Here is a 16400-nt window from a genome sequence, read left to right on the forward strand (position 1 = left end):
TCTCGGAGTTATTCTCCGAGAAGTGCTAGCGTAGGTTTGTGACGAACTGAACCATTTTCTGCAATCATACATGCATTAATGATCTCATCTTCCAAGTTGATGTTGAATTGTTTTTCTTTGTTCACAAATAACTTGAGGAAGTTCACAATATTTTTTGCATACATCTTACTTGCATCCATTGGCTGGGTGCTTTGTAGATTTGAGTTTCCAATAATTGTGATGCCTTTATAAACAATTGTTTTATCGTTTTCTGTAACTTCACAGTTACCACCGTTGACTGCTGCCAAATCTACGATTACAGAACCTTGTCTCATTTTATCTACCATCTCTTTTGTGATGAGTAGAGGTGCTTTTTTTCCTGGAATCAGAGCTGTCGTAATGATGATATCTGCTTTTTCAGCAAATTTCGCAATAGCTTCTTTTTGGCGTCTTTGGTAGTCTTCTGTTTGCTCTACCGCATAACCACCTGTATTCGATGCATCAGCTGCACCTTCTACTTCCACAAATTTTGCTCCAAGAGACATACACTGCTCTTTTACTTCTGGTCTTGTATCAAATACATCCACTACAGCTCCCAGTCGGCGGGAAGTTGCGATAGCTTGCAGGCCAGCAACACCAGCACCAAGAATGAGGACTCTTGCAGGAGTGATAGTTCCTGCTGCCGTAGTCAACATCGGGAAAAAACGACTGTAATTGGAAGCAGCAAGTAATACTGCTTTGTATCCAGAAACAGTTGCTTGGCTACTGAGAACATCCATGGATTGCGCGCGAGTGATTCGCGGGATAGTATCCATAGAGAATATTTTAAAGGAAGCATTTGCAATTTCTTTTACTTTTTTTGGAAAAGCGAGTGGAGAAAGTGTAGCAATGTAGATTTTATCTTTGCCGATTTTTTTGGCACTTGTTTCATCCAAAGCATGAATGGAAACTACAATGTCCGATCCAGAGAGAATTGAATCTCTTGATTCAATTGTTGCACCGACATCTTTATAATCTTGGTCGGAGAAAAATGCATTGTCCCCAGCTGTAGTTTCAACTGAAACAGTGAAACCTAACTTTTTCAAAGGGTCAACAACATCCGGAGTGATTGCCACTCGGTTTTCATAAGATGGTTCTTTGATTACGCCTATTTTCATTTTATACTCTTTTGCTAAAATATTCGATGGTTTTTTTTACGCCTTCCACTAACGGGACGGTCGTTGAATAATTCAATTTTTCTTTCGCTAAACTCAAGTTTGGTTTTCTTCGTGTCGGGTCGTCTTGTGGAAGTGGAAGATAAATAATTTTAGATTTACTTCCCGTTTCTTTGATTACAAGTTCTGCCAATTCCTTCACAGTAAATTCGCCTTCATTGCCTAAGTTTACGGGTCCAATGAAACCTTCTGTGTTCATCATCGTTATGATTCCGCGAACTAAGTCATCCACATAACAGAAGGATCGAGTTTGACTACCATCACCATAAATAGTGATGTTTTCTCCGCGTAACGCTTGTACGATAAAGTTACTTACCACACGACCGTCATCCGGAATCATACGCGGACCATAGGTATTAAAAATACGGATCACACGAATGTCGACAGCATGTTGGCGGTGGTAATCAAAACATAAAGTTTCCGCAACTCGTTTCCCTTCGTCATAACAACTACGGATTCCGATTGTATTTACATTTCCCCAATATGATTCAGTTTGCGGGTGTTCGAGTGGATTTCCATAAACTTCAGAGGTACTTGCCTGGAGGATTCGCGCCTTCACTCGTTTGGCAAGTCCAAGCATATTCATCATACCCAAAACATTTGTTTTGATGGTTTTGATCGGGTTACTTTGGTAATGCACTGGAGAGGCTGGGCAAGCCATATTGTAGATTTGATCCACTTCTAATTTGATGGAGTCCGTAATATCATGGCGGATTAGTTCAAAATTTGGATTGGGAAGAAGGTGGGTTAGATTTTCCTTTCTTCCTGTATGGAAATTGTCCAATACGATGATCTGATTTCCCTCGTTCAGAAGAGTTTCTGCAAGATGGGATCCGATAAATCCGGCTCCACCTGTGATAAGGATTCTTTTTGCCATTGAGATTCTATATTTATGAAGTCGGTGTCCTACGCAAATGAAAATTTGCGCGAGGCCTTAAGGACTATTGTCTTTAGGGGGGAAGTCTTGGAACAAATTGGGGGGCAAAACGATCCCACTTTCTGGATCAACTCCACGTTTTTCCAACCAAAGTTTTGCTTCTGGAGAAAGGTCTCCCGGAAATCTCTCAAAAGATTCTTCCATATCCGGAAAATCATGGGTTTCTTCGTGGCTAAGCGAACTGCGTAGGGACATAAAAATAATCCCGATGCTGAGAAGTGACCAAAGAGTTGCAATCATGTAACCGAGAACAACTACTACAGTCGGAACTTCCTGATTCTGTAAGTCTTCTGGTCCTAACCCGGCCATCCAAAAAGCTAGAATTCCCGCATCTGTTTCTGTAAGTCTTTCTGCAAAGTCAGAAAGATCATACAATGAATAGAGAGAGATACTAGTTCCTAAAAAAACTAAGGATAGGATCGAAATCGTTTCGCCTAACATACCGGTAACGAGAATTCCTACACCCCAAAAAATACCTGTAAAATAGGCAAGGTCACCCAGTTTGGAATACAATACGCTTACAGAAATAAGGAACATACCAAACAAAATCATTGTTTGGCGAGCATGGCGACCTTGGAATCCTAAACGAAGTAAAAAAGCTCCCACAAGAGAAGAACCAATGTAACCAGCAGAAACAACGAGGATAAAAGAACCACGAAACGAAGCAGGAACAGCAATGGTTTCCCCACCTTCATTTCCGTGAAGGGCGATTCCTTTCACAACTCCGCCACTGAAGAGAGCAGCAGTGGCATGGCAAATTTCATGGATGAGTACAACAAATTCTTTGAGGTAAGATGTGAATTGGTGATCCCAAAACGCAACTAAGCTCAAAATCAAAGAGAGAAAAATGACAAATTTGACCGGTTTTTCTGCCATCATCGATTTAAATATCGGCTAGTTGGGTGTAAAAGAAAGACCAATAAATGTAATATCATCCGATTGTTCTCGGTTCCCACGAAAATTTGTCATCTTAGCATCTAGAAGTGGAGGAATTTCTTTTACCGTTTTTTCGGCATTAAAATGTAAAAACTCAATTAATGTCTCTTCTCCAAAAATTTCATCCCTTTCGCTGAAGGCTTCCGTGATTCCATCGGAGTATAGGAAGAGTTTGGTTCCTGGTAATAATTTTAATTCTTGGGCATGGTAATCGGTTTCTAAAATTCCTAGAACTCTTTGTGTTTTGGAATGTAATTTGATTTGTCCATCAGCGCGCATTTCAATCAAGGAAAGATGGCCTGCATTGACATACTTAAAGATATTTTCATTGGAATCAAAAATTCCACCAAGAAGTGTCATAAATTCATTCCCTTTATAACGCGCTCGGAAAAATGAATTGATTTCACGAAATAGTCCTTCAAGGGAAGTTCCATTTCTAAGTTGTTCTCTCACAATTCCTTTAATCGCACTGACTAAAAATCCAGTTCCTAATCCATGTCCCGCAACGTCACCTAACAGAACTATCATTTTTGTTTGAGAAACTGGAATGATATCTAAGTAATCTCCAGAGATTCCCACAGCAGGTTTAGAAATATAACCATAGTCAATTCCTTTCACTTCGCTTGGTAAAATTAAACGTAGCGTATTGTCAACAATAGATGCGGTTTGGATATCTCTTACAATTTTACGTTTTTGAATTTCATCTTCAAGCAAACTGTAGTTCTCAAGTAACATTCCCGAAATTTTCACAACTTCGTTTATAAATTTCAATTCTCCGATGGAAAAATATTTTTTATCTAACTTTTCCCCAATAAGAATCATAGCCTGAATGTTTTTTTTATTCGAAGATGAATCGTAAGCTGGAAATGCTAACTGTACATGTAAACCTTTCAAAAAATTATAAAGAGTTTCTCGAAGACCAATTCCATACTCTAAGTGAGAAGTGACTGTTACTCTGTCTGTACTTGTAAAATAATTCCATATTTCTGATTGGGGAGAAATACGAACAAAATTAATATTTCTTAAATCGGTACTCGCAAATTGATCCCCCGGAATTAAGATAATGATATTTGAAACATTAACTGTTTCTTTTACAGTGCGATTGATAGTGAGAATTGTTTTTCGCATGGAAAGAGGAGAAGATAATAATGCAGTAATTTTGTTAATCCCTTCACTAAGTTTGGGATTTTGTTCAAAAAACCAGTAATCAAATAATTCCTTCACCCGAAGTTTGAGCGGAATTAGATAAGCAGTAACTAAAAAAAGATAAATAAGATTAAAAACCCAACGGTCTTTTAGATAACGAATCGGAAGAATAAAATCTAATATAAAAATAGAACCAATATATGTACCCAAAATTATGGAAACTAAAATTAAAGTCACAATACTTGGAGTAAAAATGACTAATGACGGGACAAAAGTATATCGGTATGTCCCATAAAAGAAAGAGAGGATAAACAAAAGATAGGTGAAAATAAAAAGAGATCTATGAACAAAAAACCAAGGATATCCATCAAAAAATAGGATACTGGTTGGAAGGGCTACATAAAGGATTATTGAAAAAACTAAAACGATTCTTTTGATGAGTGCTTCTTCTTGAGGTTTTGATCGAATAATTTCATAGACGTTAGCAATGATATTGATGGAACCAAACAAAACCGTGATAGCATGAGCAACTAACACAACTCTTTCGATTAGGACCATGTCGTATTTTTCTTGTGATGCGATCATCGCCATGATAAAGGAAATTAATACTTGAGGTAATAGCCACTTGGAGTTGATTTCTTTTCCTCGAAGTCGATAGATTAGATGGTATTGGAGAAAACTTCCTAAATATAATGTTAGAACAAAAAGAAAAATCGAATTATTAAAAGTTAATACAAAAACATTAGATAATATAACTAGTCCAAAATTAAAGAAAAAACCAAAAATTAAACCATCCCTTGTGGAATAGTAAAAGTAAACAGCAATGGCTAAACTAAAAAACGCTAAAAATAAATCAGAAAAAAATACACCAAGTACATCAGTTTTACGTATAGTGGTTAACTTAAAATCTTCCTCATAAATATTTCCTTCGGTATCTTTAATGTGTAATCGAAAGGTTTCTATATTAGAAAAATCTATTATGGAATCAAACTTTTCTAAATCTTCCCGAACCACCGAGTTTCCCCAGTGTGCTTTGTTTCCATCTCCAATATTGACAATAAGCCCGGAAGGGTAATGGTAAAAGGGGAGTCTTTTTGTGTTGTTTTGAAATCCAATAAACGCAAAGAGAAGAATCAAAAAAAACAAAAGAGAGGATAAAATTGTAATCGCAAGCTCTCTCATTTGATTTCTGGCTCTTCAAAACTAAATTTAAGCACTGGTTCTCCGCGTTGTTGGATGATGATTGGACCTTTGTCCATATTGATCATATTTTTCCATCCCATACTTGCAACGACTTCTTCAGAGTTTCTTGTGATTCGAAATTGTTTTCCTTCCTGAACTATATAAAGTTCCGAATAACCAATTTTACCTATGATCATTTCATAGTTTTCTTTCCAATCTAACTTTTGAAAGGTGGATTGGATTAAGGTTTTTATATCTGAAAATCCCTTTAAAATTCGTAATCTTGATTGTGAATACACAACTCCTAAAATATAGGAAAGGATAATCCCTATATGTTGGTAGGATTTTCCTGCATTTAGAATCACAAAAAACCAGCTACCATCTTCTACTTGGAAAAACTCGATTAAATTCCGGTTGGTTCTTTTGAACGCGGTGATATTCCAGCCCATAAGTTGCGGTATTGTTCCTGTTTCCAAAAGGTTTTGGACACGTACCGCATATGCTGCTTCTTTCTGATATTTTTTATTTTCAGAAATATGATAAGAGAGGATATGATTATGGATTGTTAATGCAGATTGACCAGCTAACAAAGATAAGCTATGGTTTGCATCAGCATTTGGAATGTTGGATACGGCAATAAAACCAAATAGTTTTTCTCGAAAGATAAAAGGATAAATATAGTTTGCATGGAGTTCCATAAAGTCATTGTTTATGTTTTCATGGGAATAGGTATCAGCTACAGAAGAGCCATTTCTTTTGCTGAGTAAAAAAGATTGAAAACTCGATTTAACAATAATATCCTTTGTTGGGTTCAATTTTTTTTGCCGTCCTCGAAAGTACGAGTGAAATGCAAAGGTTCCATTTTGCGTTAATACAGCCATGGTTCCAGAATGGCTTCCTGTAATTTTTACCATATCCGGAAAAACATTTTTGATCAGGGCATCAAAATTAAATCGTTTAATGGCTTGCCTGTATGATTCCGCATCTTCTGTTAAATACTCTGATAAAAATCGAGTACGAATGTAACGTGTGAGTCTTTCTATAATTGGTAGATATAAAATTAAGGCGAACGCAGATGTAAGTAGTAAAGCAAGTTCCAAATGATAAGACATCTGCTCTGGAATCTGAGAGAGAATTAGAAAGTATGAAAAATATACGAGTAAAATAAACAAAGTTCGCGTAAAGATATTGGTTACCGATAATTTTAACTGATAACTGGAAGGTAAAAAATATTTAAGCGAACTTTTGATTTTATTCGAAATCATGTTGTATAGTATGCATTTTCTTGAATGTATCCTTCGGTGAAATCACAACTCCAGAAAGTTTTTTGAAAGGAACCTGTATTTAAATTAACTAAAATTTTTATTTCTTCATTTGATTTAAGGTATTCAGCTAACTTTGTTTTGGTGTCATTGTCAGCTCCTTTGACAGAAATTCCACCCAGTTGGATTTCGAGTGTATCGTAAGGAATGGGTTCATCAAAAACTTTTCCAATTGCCATGACAAACCTTCCCCAGTTTGGATCCCCACCATAAATGGCAGTTTTTACCAGTGGAGAATTAAGGATGGACTTTCCAATTTTAGTCACTTGGACATCATCTCTTCCTTTGGATACAGTCAGTTCGATAAGTTTGGAAGCTCCTTCTCCATCGCGAGCGATCATTTTGGAAAGATCGGTGGCAATTTCTTTTAAGTGCGATTCAAAAACTTCATCGGGGATGGTTCCAAGAACGCCAGAACACATAAGAACCACTGTATCACTTGTAGATGTATCGGAATCGATGGTAATACAATTATAAGTGAGATCCACAACTCGTTTTAAAATTCCTGGTAGGTCACCTGATTCGGGAAGAAAATCGCAAAGAATGTAAGACAACATAGTGGCCATGTTTGGTTCAATCATCCCCGCACCTTTCGCAATTCCGAACATAACACCTTCGCTGGTTTGTGTTGTAATGGTACGATAAGAAATTTTTTTGCGAGTGTCGGTAGTCATAATGGCTTCGGCAACTTCTTCTAAATTTCCAGGTTTTAAATCTGTTTTTGCCGTAGAACAGGCATTAAGTATTTTTTCTATGGGAAGGGGAACTCCAATCACACCTGTAGAAGATGGAAGGATGTCTCTGGCAGAGATGCCTAGAGACTTTCCAAGTTCCGTGCAGATCTGATAAGAATTTTGGATTCCTTGTTCTCCTGTGGCCACGTTTGAGTTTTTAGAATTGATAACAATTGCTTGGAGGAATCCGTCTTTGATATGGTCCCGGCCCACGTAAATGGGTGCACCAGGAAAATTATTTCGAGTGAATACAGCTGCCGCCTTACATCGATTTTCCGAATAAATGACTGCAAAATCTAAACTGGAGTCTTTGATTCCTATGTTTTTGCCGAAGGAATAAAATCCCAATGGAAACTTCATAAATACCTACCGGATACCAATATTCTATCCGGTGACTTCTCTTACGAGAATCTATTTTTTAGGGAATTCAAAGGTAAAAATGGACCCACCTTTGGGGTTTGGGGAGACGGAAACTTCGCCAGAATGTAGCCTTGCAATGTGTTTTACGATGGAAAGTCCAAGCCCTGTCCCACCTTCTTTTCGGGAACGGTTGGTATCCACACGGAAAAAACGTTCGAAGATTCTTTCCGCGTCCTCTGCAGATATTCCTATTCCATGGTCTACCACGTGGATTTGGTTTTTGTCTTCTGTAGAGGAAGTTCTTACAATCACGCTGGAACCTTCAGGACTATAAGCGGAAGCATTGGAAATTAGATTCACCAATAAATCTTCAAGTAACAAACGGTCAGCTTTCACTCGGAAATCGGATGGGATGTCCAAAATCAAATTTTGTTTTTTTTGGGAATAGATAACCCCCAAAGATTCGGACACATTTTTCACAAGATCCAAAACCGAAACATCAGTAAGGTTCAATACAGTTTTATGATTTTCTAATCTTGATACTGTTAACATATCTTCAACAATACGAATCAAACGATCTGTATTTCGGAGAATAGCGTCCAAAAATTTTCGTTCATTCGAATCTTGTGGAAGTTTCAGTTTATATTCTAAAGTTTCGGCATACCCTTTAATCGATGTTATGGGAGTTTTTAATTCATGAGAGGCATTTTGAAAAAACTGTTCTCGGATGAGTTGGTTTTGTCTATCTTCCGTGATGTCTGACAAAACTCCAATATATAACTGGATCATGGAATCGGATTTAATTGGATAAATGCGGGCTGTATAAAAATGAATTCCGTCCTGAAACTCTGTTTTTCCTTCCACTCCATGGTGGATTTTATCCTTAATGAAACCAAGGAGTTCTTTGTTTTTGATGGAAGGGATATAATCTTTGTATTGAGAATTTTTTTCGATTAAGGTATCTGAAATATTACGGTTTAAAAAAAGAAATTTTTCATTCCGATCAATAGCAAAGACACCTTCTTTTAGGTTTTGCAGTAAGTAGTTAAACTTTTCTTTTTCGACAGTAAGGTCCAAAAATTGCACTTTGAGTCGTTTAGCCATTTCATTGATGGACAAGGCCAGCGTTGCAAGCTCACGAATGTCAGGTGAAGATAATTCTACACCGAAGTCACCAGCATTAATTTCTTTTGTTTTTTTCTCAACTGTAGCAAGCGGATCTGTGATTCGCATCGCAATATTTGTGGAAGTATAAAAAGTACCAAAGATAGCAATTAAAACAAATCCGAAAAGAATCAGAGGACGTACTGCGGGTACAACTAGATCATAAATAAAAAATACACCCAAGGCAAGGGTCAGTAAAACAAGTAAAAGACCCCAGTTGAGTAAAAGTAATGTGGAAAAAAAACTACGCATCTCGGAATCGGTAACCGACCCCGCGTATGGTTTCTAGTCTTTCTTTTTCAGAAAGTAACTTATCACGTAGGCGTTTGATGTTTACATCGACTGTTCGGTCAGTAACAAATACATCTTTGCCCCAAATTCGATCGAGTAATTTGTCTCTAGAAAACGCAACGCCAGGATTACCAGCAAACAGTTGTAAAAGTTTGAACTCGATCAGAGTCAGATCTATTTCAGTTCCCTCAACAAAAACTTTATGTGCTGTTGGATTGATTTGGATTTTTCCTGTGGAAATGGTCCCTTGGACTTCTTGTGTTGGATCTGTAGAGCGTCGCGTAACAGTTCTTACACGAGCCACAAGTTCCCGAATGTTAAAAGGTTTGCGAATGTAATCGTCAGCACCTAACTCAAGACCAAGTACTACATCGGTTTCCCCAGTTTTTGCAGTTACCATTAAAATAGGAATATGAGGGTATTTTTCTTTAATCCGTCTGCAAAGATCCATCCCACCTATACCCGGTAACATTAAATCTAAAATGATTCCGTCCGGGAGGTGTTTTTCTAAACGGGGGAGAACTTCCATCCCATTGTGACATACTTCGGTCTGAAACCCTTCTTCCTCTAAATGGAATTGGATGAGGCCTGCAATGTCTTCTTCGTCATCTACAATTAGTATTTTCATGAATTATTCCAAAAGTAACAGGGATTCATTACAAACAGAATACAAAATGATGACAATGAAACGATATCTATCTATTTGCCGAGCATTTGATTGATGTCGCGGATGGCTTGCCTTTGGCGAAGTAACAAGAAGCCAAGAAATCCGAAGAACAAAAAGAAGGCCAATCCATAAACCCAAAGTAGGGATTTTAGGCGTGCCTGTTCTTTTTCGACAGCTTGAATTTCTTCCAAATGGGAAATGAGAAAATAAAAATGATCTGCTTTGGAGTAAGATTTTTTGATTTCAGCTCGGAGTTCTGAAACAAGGACCTTCGAATCTTCTTTGGAAAGGGATTCCACTAGAGGAAGTGCACGGTCTAAATCCATTTTTAAAAATTCTTCTCCGGAAGGCAAAGCCTCGGCAGAGATAGACAGGGCAAAACAAAAAATAGGGAGAACCAATAGACCTTTCACAAATACTTTAGACCTCTTCAAATCCAAGTTTCTCCTTCCATTCATTCAGAAAAGGAATTCTTGTGTTGAGGAGTAAAAAGCCAAGGACAAGCGAGTAAAAACAAAAAAATAAACTGGAACTAATCAAAATGGGCAAAAGCAAACCAGTGTTCTCTTGGTGAAAAACGGAGAGAAACATAGTGCCGAGTGGGATCATAAATAACAAAATAGATAGGCCAACAGATGAAAATAAAAACTTTAAAGGCAAAATTTGCCCTAACACACGCAAACGAATGACTGCCGGTGCATCGGAATGTTTTAAAAACGGATCCGGATTTGCAAATGGTTTATCGGTATTAAAATCAGCCTTCGATTTCATGTGACCACCATTTCCTTAGTAGATCCTTTCCTCTGGAAATATGACTTTTGATTGTGTTTAGTTTTATATTTAGATCCAATGCAATTTCTTTGAGAGGTTTGTTTTCAAAGTAATGCAATAGAATAGGCATTTGGTATGATTTCGGCAATTTAGAAATAAGGGATCTTAGGTTGTGACTAGTTTCTTCTTTGTCCAAAATTTCAACAACGGTAGAACCTGTTTTATCTGCTACAAATGAAATGTCTTCTTGCCAATCGACAATGGGAAGTTTTTTCTTTTTGAAAACTTTTGTTAGGCGAAATCTTGCAATTTGGAATAACCAGGTGGAAAATTGTGATTCTCCACGGAACTTACTGAGTGATTCATAAGTTTGAATGAAAACTTCTTGAGTGAAATCTTCTGCTTCTTCATCTGTTAGAAAGGCCTTTTTGGCTTGGGAAAATACCATTCCTTGGTATCGTTTCATCAGCACGTCGAATTGGGACACATTTCCTCTTAGGATGGATTGGATAGAATTCCAATCTTCCTCGTTGCAAATCCTTGTTTCAGGCTCTACCGATACATTTTGTAGAAGGTCAAGAGACCGAGTCCAATTGCGAATGGGATTAACCCTCCTAACATCGCCATAGAACTTCCTAAGACGAGTATAAATACAAACGATAAGGCAAAACCAGTGAATGTCAACAAAAGACCAAGGAAAAATGAATACAATCTGATGTCAAAACTCCAAGGTTTGTACTGACCGGATTGGATGAGTGCCATCTTTTGTTTATGCCACCACTGGAACAAAAAAAACAAAAGTGTCGTACCGAAAATGATTCCTATGTTGGGAACTAAATAAAGAACCAAACGGTAAGGATCGGATCCTCCCGTTTTTTGGATTTCGGTGAGTAGTATTATGATTGCTTCATATTGTTCTTCTGTCATGAAACAGCCTCTCCAATTAAATTTGATGCATAAGAACTAAGATAAGACATTCCTTCTGGTTTGTCACATTGGAAAATTTGAACTCCAATATTTATAGAATCGGACTCCCCTTTTTTCATACTTCTAAGGCTTCCGAAAAAAGTATAGGGTGAGGAGTTGATCACCATTTGGAAAGATACTGGAGATCCGAGTGCTCTGTTTTCAATATTAGTACCTGCCGGTAAAGACATTCCTATCCCTCTCCCATCTTGGCTTATATCTCTAACGGGCGTTGTGCGAATTAAGGTTTCCCAGTCCTTGGCATAAGCAAATTCTAATTGAAAGACAAATTCCTCCGCTTTTTGGTCTAAAAAGGCAAGTAAGGGCCCGATACCTTCAGACCCTTCGATGTTCGATTGTAAAATAGAATTTCCAAGATCTGGTAAATTACTAATAATTTCAAAATAACCAAGTAAAACTTTTCCGTTGGAGAAAAAAGGAAATATCAAAGTGGATTTAACATTGTTTAAAAGAAGAGAATCCAAATACGATCGGACATAGATTTCGCTAAGTTTTTTCGGGCTAAAAAAACCTCTGTCTGTATAAAAAATTCTGCGATTCGCATCACGCACATAATACGGTGCTCTGGATGTTGCCAGGGCTTCCATAAGTTGTGTGTCTACGGCATAATAAAATCCAATATGAATTCTTTTAATAAAATAACCGTAACTCGTTAACACTTGTTCCAGATGGACTTGCCATTGGTTCAAAATTTGGTTGATAATCGAAGTTTTTCCGTAAATAGAAATGACTGTTCCCAAATCTGCAGTTTGAGCCATCTTGAATTCATAGGCAGAGATATCTTCGATGGCTGCACGTTTAGCAGATCGTTCTAGTGGTTCTATGAGAATTTCGTAGACTTGGAGCAAATCATCTTGGTAGGGATTGACTGCTTTCACCCGAAGTTCTACTCTGTTTTCTTTTAGAACACAAACAAGTGACTTTGGTTTGGAGACAATCGGTTCTGTGGTCGCAATTGTAATATGAACTGATTTTAGGATGTCTTTCACTGCTACTGGATTTGTGAGAGTAAACTTTTGTTTGGAATCCTTGTCGAGGAGAACCGTCGTAGTCAGCTTGGAAACGATTCCCAAAACTGTCCTTTGGTCAGTCAGTCTATATTTTTTCATGGTCTAAACAGTATGATACGTAAAATCCTAATTTTTGCCATAGTTTTTCCATCTTTTTTGCCTCTATGGGCAGAAAAACCAAAATACCAATATTTCGGAAAGGCATACGATCTGAGTACTGGGAAGTATATATATTCAGACAATCATAAAGAATATTATAATAATGGAAAGCATATCTATTCAGATATCCTCTACAAAGATGAAGAAGGAAAGGTGTTTGGATCCAAACATATTGAGTTTGATAAAAACTCGGAAGTTCCAACCTTCAAAACAGAAGACTTTAGAGATGGTTATACGGAAGGTGCTGACGTAAAAGGTAAAACGGTTCGCTTATTTTCGAAACGTAAAAAAGAAGATCCTCTTGCTGAACGGACCTATACTCCAAAATCTCCAGCTGTAATGGATGGCGGTTTTGATTATTTTGTTAGAAATAATTGGGAGGCTTTGGCAAAGGGCGAAAGGATGTCTTTTCATTTCCTTGCTCCCATCCAATTAGATGATTATAAATTTGCCGCTGAAAAAATTAGAGATGGGGAATGGAAGGGAAGGTCTGCATTATATTTACGATTGGAAGTGGATAATTTTATTTTGAAACAGGTTGTGAAACCCTTTCTTTTAGTTTATGATGTCAGGACCAGACGAATATTACAGTTCGAAGGGCTTTCTAATATCAATGATGAAAACGGTAAAAGTTTGAAAGTAAAAATTGTCTACGATTATCCAAAGGATGTATTGGAACCTTGACGCAAAGAAGTTTAGATCAGTTCTTTAAAAACCCAAGAACATGGAAGGAAGATCTTGTTGCAGTGGGTGGGGATTTTTCCGTAGAGCGTTTGTTATATGCTTACAAACGAGGAATTTTCCCTTGGTCTGAAGATCCCATTCGTTGGTATTGTTTAGATCCCCGCGCTATCTTTGATTTACAAAGGGTTCATTTTTCCAAAACTGTTCTTCGTAAAGTGAGGCAAGGTAAGTTTCGCGTCACTTTCAATGAAGCCTTTCCGATCGTGATGCAAGGATGTTCTTATAGAGAAAAAGATAATACTTGGATCACTCCAGGATTTATCGAAGGGTATTTAGAATTACATCGATTGGGATGGGCTCATTCTGTAGAAGTATGGAATACGGAAAATATTTTGGTGGGTGGGGTGTATGGGGTGGCAATCGGTAAGTTTTTTGCCGGAGAAAGTATGTTTTCTTTTGAATCAGATGCAGGTAAGATTGGGTTATACCATTTGTTTGAATCCTTAAGAAAGTCAGGTTTTCAACTTTTTGACACCCAACAACTCAATCATGTGACTTGGCAATTGGGTGCCTACGAAATTCCCAAACATTCTTACTTGGACCGCTTAGAACGTGCCTTAGGTGATGAAAATCCTTGGATCATTCTACCTTCACACGACTGAACTCATCCAATTCTACTTTCCACAATTTTTGAATCTCACCTGTAATACTTTCCCATTCTTTATCACCTAACTTTGGTGCTTTGTAAGGATCAAAATTAGGGTGGTTTTCCCAAAAAACATCCAAATCCTGTTTGGAAATGGTCGTCCTAAAAATCTCTGCTTCTTGGATTTCTGCATCAGGATTTTTTTCTCCCTGAATGAAAAAAGGTTTGGAAAGACTAAGGGATAACCTATGGAACTGGTGGAGGGCCAGAGCATAACCCACTCGAAGTAGGACCAAACTATGGTATTCTGTGCCTGTCTTTCGGTAATCGGATGCATCATTGAAAGTGAGTGCTGAGTTACTACCATAGGTGATGTGGACTTCGTTTTTAGTGTCCGAATCGACACCTGATTCGAATCGTTTGAATTCTTGTCCCAGAATTTTTGGCAAAACTAGATTTGAAAAAACGAAAAGGTTTTCGTGATTCCCATCTCGTAAAGCAGTGATTTCTTGTTTGGTAATATCTTTTGGTTGGCAGCCAAGAAATAAAACAGCAGTTACAAGCAAGTTGAGAACAAGTTTCATCTTAGCCTTTATTTGACTTAATTTTGGCAAATTCTACATCAATGCGACCGGTTAACATTTTGAAATACATGATCCAATCTGATACAAAGGAATAAATGGGATAGGTGAAGGTTGCTGGTCGGTTTCTTTCCACGAAAAAATGTCCAATCCATGCAAAGAAATACCCACTAACAAGTGCGAATGCTAAGATATAAAATTTACCTGTGGATATAAATCCAAGGATACATCCTAATGCTAGACTCGATCCAATAAAGTGAAGAGCACGATTGAAGGGATGGCTATGTTCCTCTAAATAAAAAGGGAAAAAATCTTTTAGTGTTTTGTATTTCTTTTCCATACATGACTCCTTGTCTTTGATCTTAGTAGATATTTCAACTTTGCCAAGACAAAAATGATTCTAAATATTAGAGTTTATCCCTAGTTTTTTTGTCTATATTCCATAATTGGGATATGATTTCAAAATTGTGTTGCGCGTTAGGGGGTACTGACTAATGTGCATTAACATTTAGAATCTAACAGAGAGTTAAATTTAGTAAGAAAGCAGGAGAATGTATGAAACCTAAATCGATTAAACCGGATGAGCTGAGTAAGATTTTTTCCGAACTAAAAAAAGGGGAAGAGTCTGCAATAGGTAGCTATTTGGTAAAAGGGGTTCGCCTTCAAATCAGTAAATACAATCTATCTGGAGCGGAAAGAGTTCAGTTGTTGTACAAACGAAGAAGAGCTCAAGGGATGTGTATCGTATGCGGAAAAAAAGTCACAAAGAAAAATCCATCTACAGACCAACTCTATAGATTGTGCGAAGAACACCGCAATAAGATTGATAAAGGTTCTAAATAACCATTTTACTTGAGAGAGCCTCCCGCCTTTCTTTGCGGGAGCTCACCCCAAACTTTTTCTCTCTCTTCTTCGGTCATCACAGACCAACTTCCAATCTCTTCTAAAGTACGAAAACAGCCGGCGCAGAGCCCTGAATCCGGATCCATCATACAGACTTTGGTACAAGGCGATTTTAGTGACATAGGCCTGAAAATAGTAAATTTTTATAAATTTTCCTAAGCTAGTTTGGGAATCCGTCGATCCTTCCCATAAGGGAAAAGGAATTCGCATGTTGGATTGGGTAGAATCACTTAGAAGTTTATTTACTAATGAAATAGACTGTTACAAGCGCCTTTTAGAATTGGAAGGCAAAAAAAGAGCTGCGATCCATTCTGCGGACGGAAAATCCCTAGAGTCTTTCGTGAAAGACAGTTATCACATTATGGTAGAAGCCTCTGAATTGGAACGAATTCGAATGAAGGCCATCGAAGATGTCTATGATAAAGAAAAATTCAAAAAAGACGAATCTTCCATCACACTTACTAATTTTTTAAACCAACTGGATCGTGAGTCCAATTTTAAATTAAAAACATTTGCTTTAGAATTAAAGAAGGTAGTGGCCGATTTGAAGGACGCTATCATTACCAATGACAAACTCTTAAAAACAAGAAAAGAGTTTTTGCAAACAACTGTTGACTCTTTGCAAGAGTTATCTAGAGAAAAAGTTTATACCTCACACAAACAACCGACAAGGCGTGGGCAGGGCCAAAAAGGCGCGATCATTTTGAACGCGACTGCCTAGGAGAAT

General features: G+C 37.5%; 20 protein-coding genes. 4 read left to right on the forward strand and 16 right to left on the reverse strand.

What is annotated here, in order from left to right; all coding sequences use genetic code 11:
* Positions 1-8: 8 nt before the first annotated feature.
* From LEP1GSC203_RS05160 to LEP1GSC203_RS05220, 13 genes are all read right to left on the reverse strand, one after another.
* Positions 9-1136, reverse strand: coding sequence for a Re/Si-specific NAD(P)(+) transhydrogenase subunit alpha (locus LEP1GSC203_RS05160; protein ID WP_002972399.1), 1128 nt, complete (start codon positions 1134-1136; stop codon positions 9-11).
* A 1-nt stretch (position 1137) separates the two neighbouring features.
* Positions 1138-2070 (reverse strand): UDP-glucuronic acid decarboxylase family protein, encoded by a 933-nt coding sequence (locus tag LEP1GSC203_RS05165; RefSeq protein WP_002972517.1) that lies wholly within the window; start codon positions 2068-2070, stop codon positions 1138-1140.
* Between the two features lie 57 nt (positions 2071-2127).
* Complete coding sequence (locus LEP1GSC203_RS05170; RefSeq protein ID WP_039937256.1) at positions 2128-3006, reverse strand: M50 family metallopeptidase; 879 nt, start codon at positions 3004-3006, stop codon at positions 2128-2130.
* An 18-nt stretch (positions 3007-3024) separates the two neighbouring features.
* A complete protein-coding gene (locus tag LEP1GSC203_RS05175; RefSeq protein WP_002972293.1) occupies positions 3025-5394 on the reverse strand; it encodes a PP2C family protein-serine/threonine phosphatase in 2370 nt (789 codons plus the stop codon).
* A complete protein-coding gene (locus tag LEP1GSC203_RS05180) occupies positions 5391-6659 on the reverse strand; it encodes a hypothetical protein (RefSeq protein WP_002972346.1) in 1269 nt (422 codons plus the stop codon). Before LEP1GSC203_RS05180 ends, LEP1GSC203_RS05175 begins: the two co-directional genes overlap by 4 nt.
* Entirely contained in the window at positions 6656-7810 is a 1155-nt protein-coding gene (argJ, locus tag LEP1GSC203_RS05185) for a bifunctional glutamate N-acetyltransferase/amino-acid acetyltransferase ArgJ (RefSeq protein ID WP_002972435.1), read from the reverse strand. Before argJ ends, LEP1GSC203_RS05180 begins: the two co-directional genes overlap by 4 nt.
* Before the next feature lie 51 nt (positions 7811-7861).
* Positions 7862-9226, reverse strand: coding sequence for a HAMP domain-containing sensor histidine kinase (locus LEP1GSC203_RS05190; protein ID WP_002972918.1), 1365 nt, complete (start codon positions 9224-9226; stop codon positions 7862-7864).
* Complete coding sequence (locus LEP1GSC203_RS05195) at positions 9219-9893, reverse strand: response regulator (protein ID WP_002972240.1); 675 nt, start codon at positions 9891-9893, stop codon at positions 9219-9221. The genes LEP1GSC203_RS05190 and LEP1GSC203_RS05195 overlap by 8 nt, the downstream gene beginning before the upstream one ends.
* A 71-nt stretch (positions 9894-9964) precedes the next feature.
* Positions 9965-10345, reverse strand: a complete 381-nt coding sequence (locus LEP1GSC203_RS05200; protein ID WP_039937258.1) for a hypothetical protein — start codon at positions 10343-10345, stop codon at positions 9965-9967.
* A 7-nt stretch (positions 10346-10352) separates the two neighbouring features.
* Positions 10353-10703 carry a hypothetical protein gene (locus LEP1GSC203_RS05205; RefSeq protein ID WP_002972757.1) on the reverse strand — a complete coding sequence of 117 codons (351 nt, stop codon included), beginning with the start codon at positions 10701-10703 and terminating at the stop codon, positions 10353-10355.
* A complete protein-coding gene (locus tag LEP1GSC203_RS05210) occupies positions 10687-11169 on the reverse strand; it encodes an RNA polymerase sigma factor (protein WP_002972411.1) in 483 nt (160 codons plus the stop codon). Before LEP1GSC203_RS05210 ends, LEP1GSC203_RS05205 begins: the two co-directional genes overlap by 17 nt.
* Before the next feature lie 86 nt (positions 11170-11255).
* Positions 11256-11630 carry a hypothetical protein gene (locus LEP1GSC203_RS05215; RefSeq protein ID WP_002972271.1) on the reverse strand — a complete coding sequence of 125 codons (375 nt, stop codon included), beginning with the start codon at positions 11628-11630 and terminating at the stop codon, positions 11256-11258.
* Entirely contained in the window at positions 11627-12799 is a 1173-nt protein-coding gene (locus LEP1GSC203_RS05220; protein ID WP_002972579.1) for a hypothetical protein, read from the reverse strand. The genes LEP1GSC203_RS05215 and LEP1GSC203_RS05220 overlap by 4 nt, the downstream gene beginning before the upstream one ends.
* A gap of 12 nt (positions 12800-12811) precedes the next feature.
* Here LEP1GSC203_RS05220 and LEP1GSC203_RS05225 point away from each other — a divergent pair, with 12 nt between their 5' ends.
* The gene (locus LEP1GSC203_RS05225; RefSeq protein WP_002972463.1) at positions 12812-13543 is read left to right on the forward strand and encodes a hypothetical protein; all 732 of its coding nucleotides are present in this window, start codon (positions 12812-12814) and stop codon (positions 13541-13543) included.
* Entirely contained in the window at positions 13540-14205 is a 666-nt protein-coding gene (gene aat / locus LEP1GSC203_RS05230; RefSeq protein ID WP_002972821.1) for a leucyl/phenylalanyl-tRNA--protein transferase, read from the forward strand. Before LEP1GSC203_RS05225 ends, aat begins: the two co-directional genes overlap by 4 nt.
* Here the strand turns inward: aat and LEP1GSC203_RS05235 are convergent.
* Both LEP1GSC203_RS05235 and LEP1GSC203_RS05240 read right to left on the reverse strand, forming a co-directional pair.
* Positions 14183-14773, reverse strand: coding sequence for a hypothetical protein (locus LEP1GSC203_RS05235; RefSeq protein WP_002972698.1), 591 nt, complete (start codon positions 14771-14773; stop codon positions 14183-14185). The genes aat and LEP1GSC203_RS05235 overlap by 23 nt on opposite strands.
* Position 14774: 1 nt before the next feature.
* On the reverse strand, positions 14775-15110 hold the full coding sequence (locus tag LEP1GSC203_RS05240; protein ID WP_002972589.1) for a DUF962 domain-containing protein: 336 nt from the start codon (positions 15108-15110) through the stop codon (positions 14775-14777).
* A 215-nt stretch (positions 15111-15325) separates the two neighbouring features.
* On the opposite strand from LEP1GSC203_RS05240, the gene LEP1GSC203_RS05245 reads away from it, so the two are divergent.
* Positions 15326-15613 (forward strand): LIC10235 family protein, encoded by a 288-nt coding sequence (locus tag LEP1GSC203_RS05245; protein WP_002972473.1) that lies wholly within the window; start codon positions 15326-15328, stop codon positions 15611-15613.
* Positions 15614-15618: 5 nt separating this feature from the next.
* On the opposite strand, the gene LEP1GSC203_RS05250 is transcribed toward LEP1GSC203_RS05245, so the two are convergent.
* Complete coding sequence (locus tag LEP1GSC203_RS05250; RefSeq protein ID WP_051064135.1) at positions 15619-15795, reverse strand: DUF1289 domain-containing protein; 177 nt, start codon at positions 15793-15795, stop codon at positions 15619-15621.
* A gap of 86 nt (positions 15796-15881) precedes the next feature.
* Here LEP1GSC203_RS05250 and flgN point away from each other — a divergent pair, with 86 nt between their 5' ends.
* Positions 15882-16394: a flagellar export chaperone FlgN gene (gene flgN, locus LEP1GSC203_RS05255; RefSeq protein WP_002972268.1), complete on the forward strand. Its 513-nt coding sequence runs from the start codon at positions 15882-15884 to the stop codon at positions 16392-16394.
* Positions 16395-16400 lie beyond the last annotated feature (6 nt).

It is taken from the genome of Leptospira terpstrae serovar Hualin str. LT 11-33 = ATCC 700639, assembly GCF_000332495.1.
GTDB lineage: Bacteria > Spirochaetota > Leptospiria > Leptospirales > Leptospiraceae > Leptospira_A > Leptospira_A terpstrae.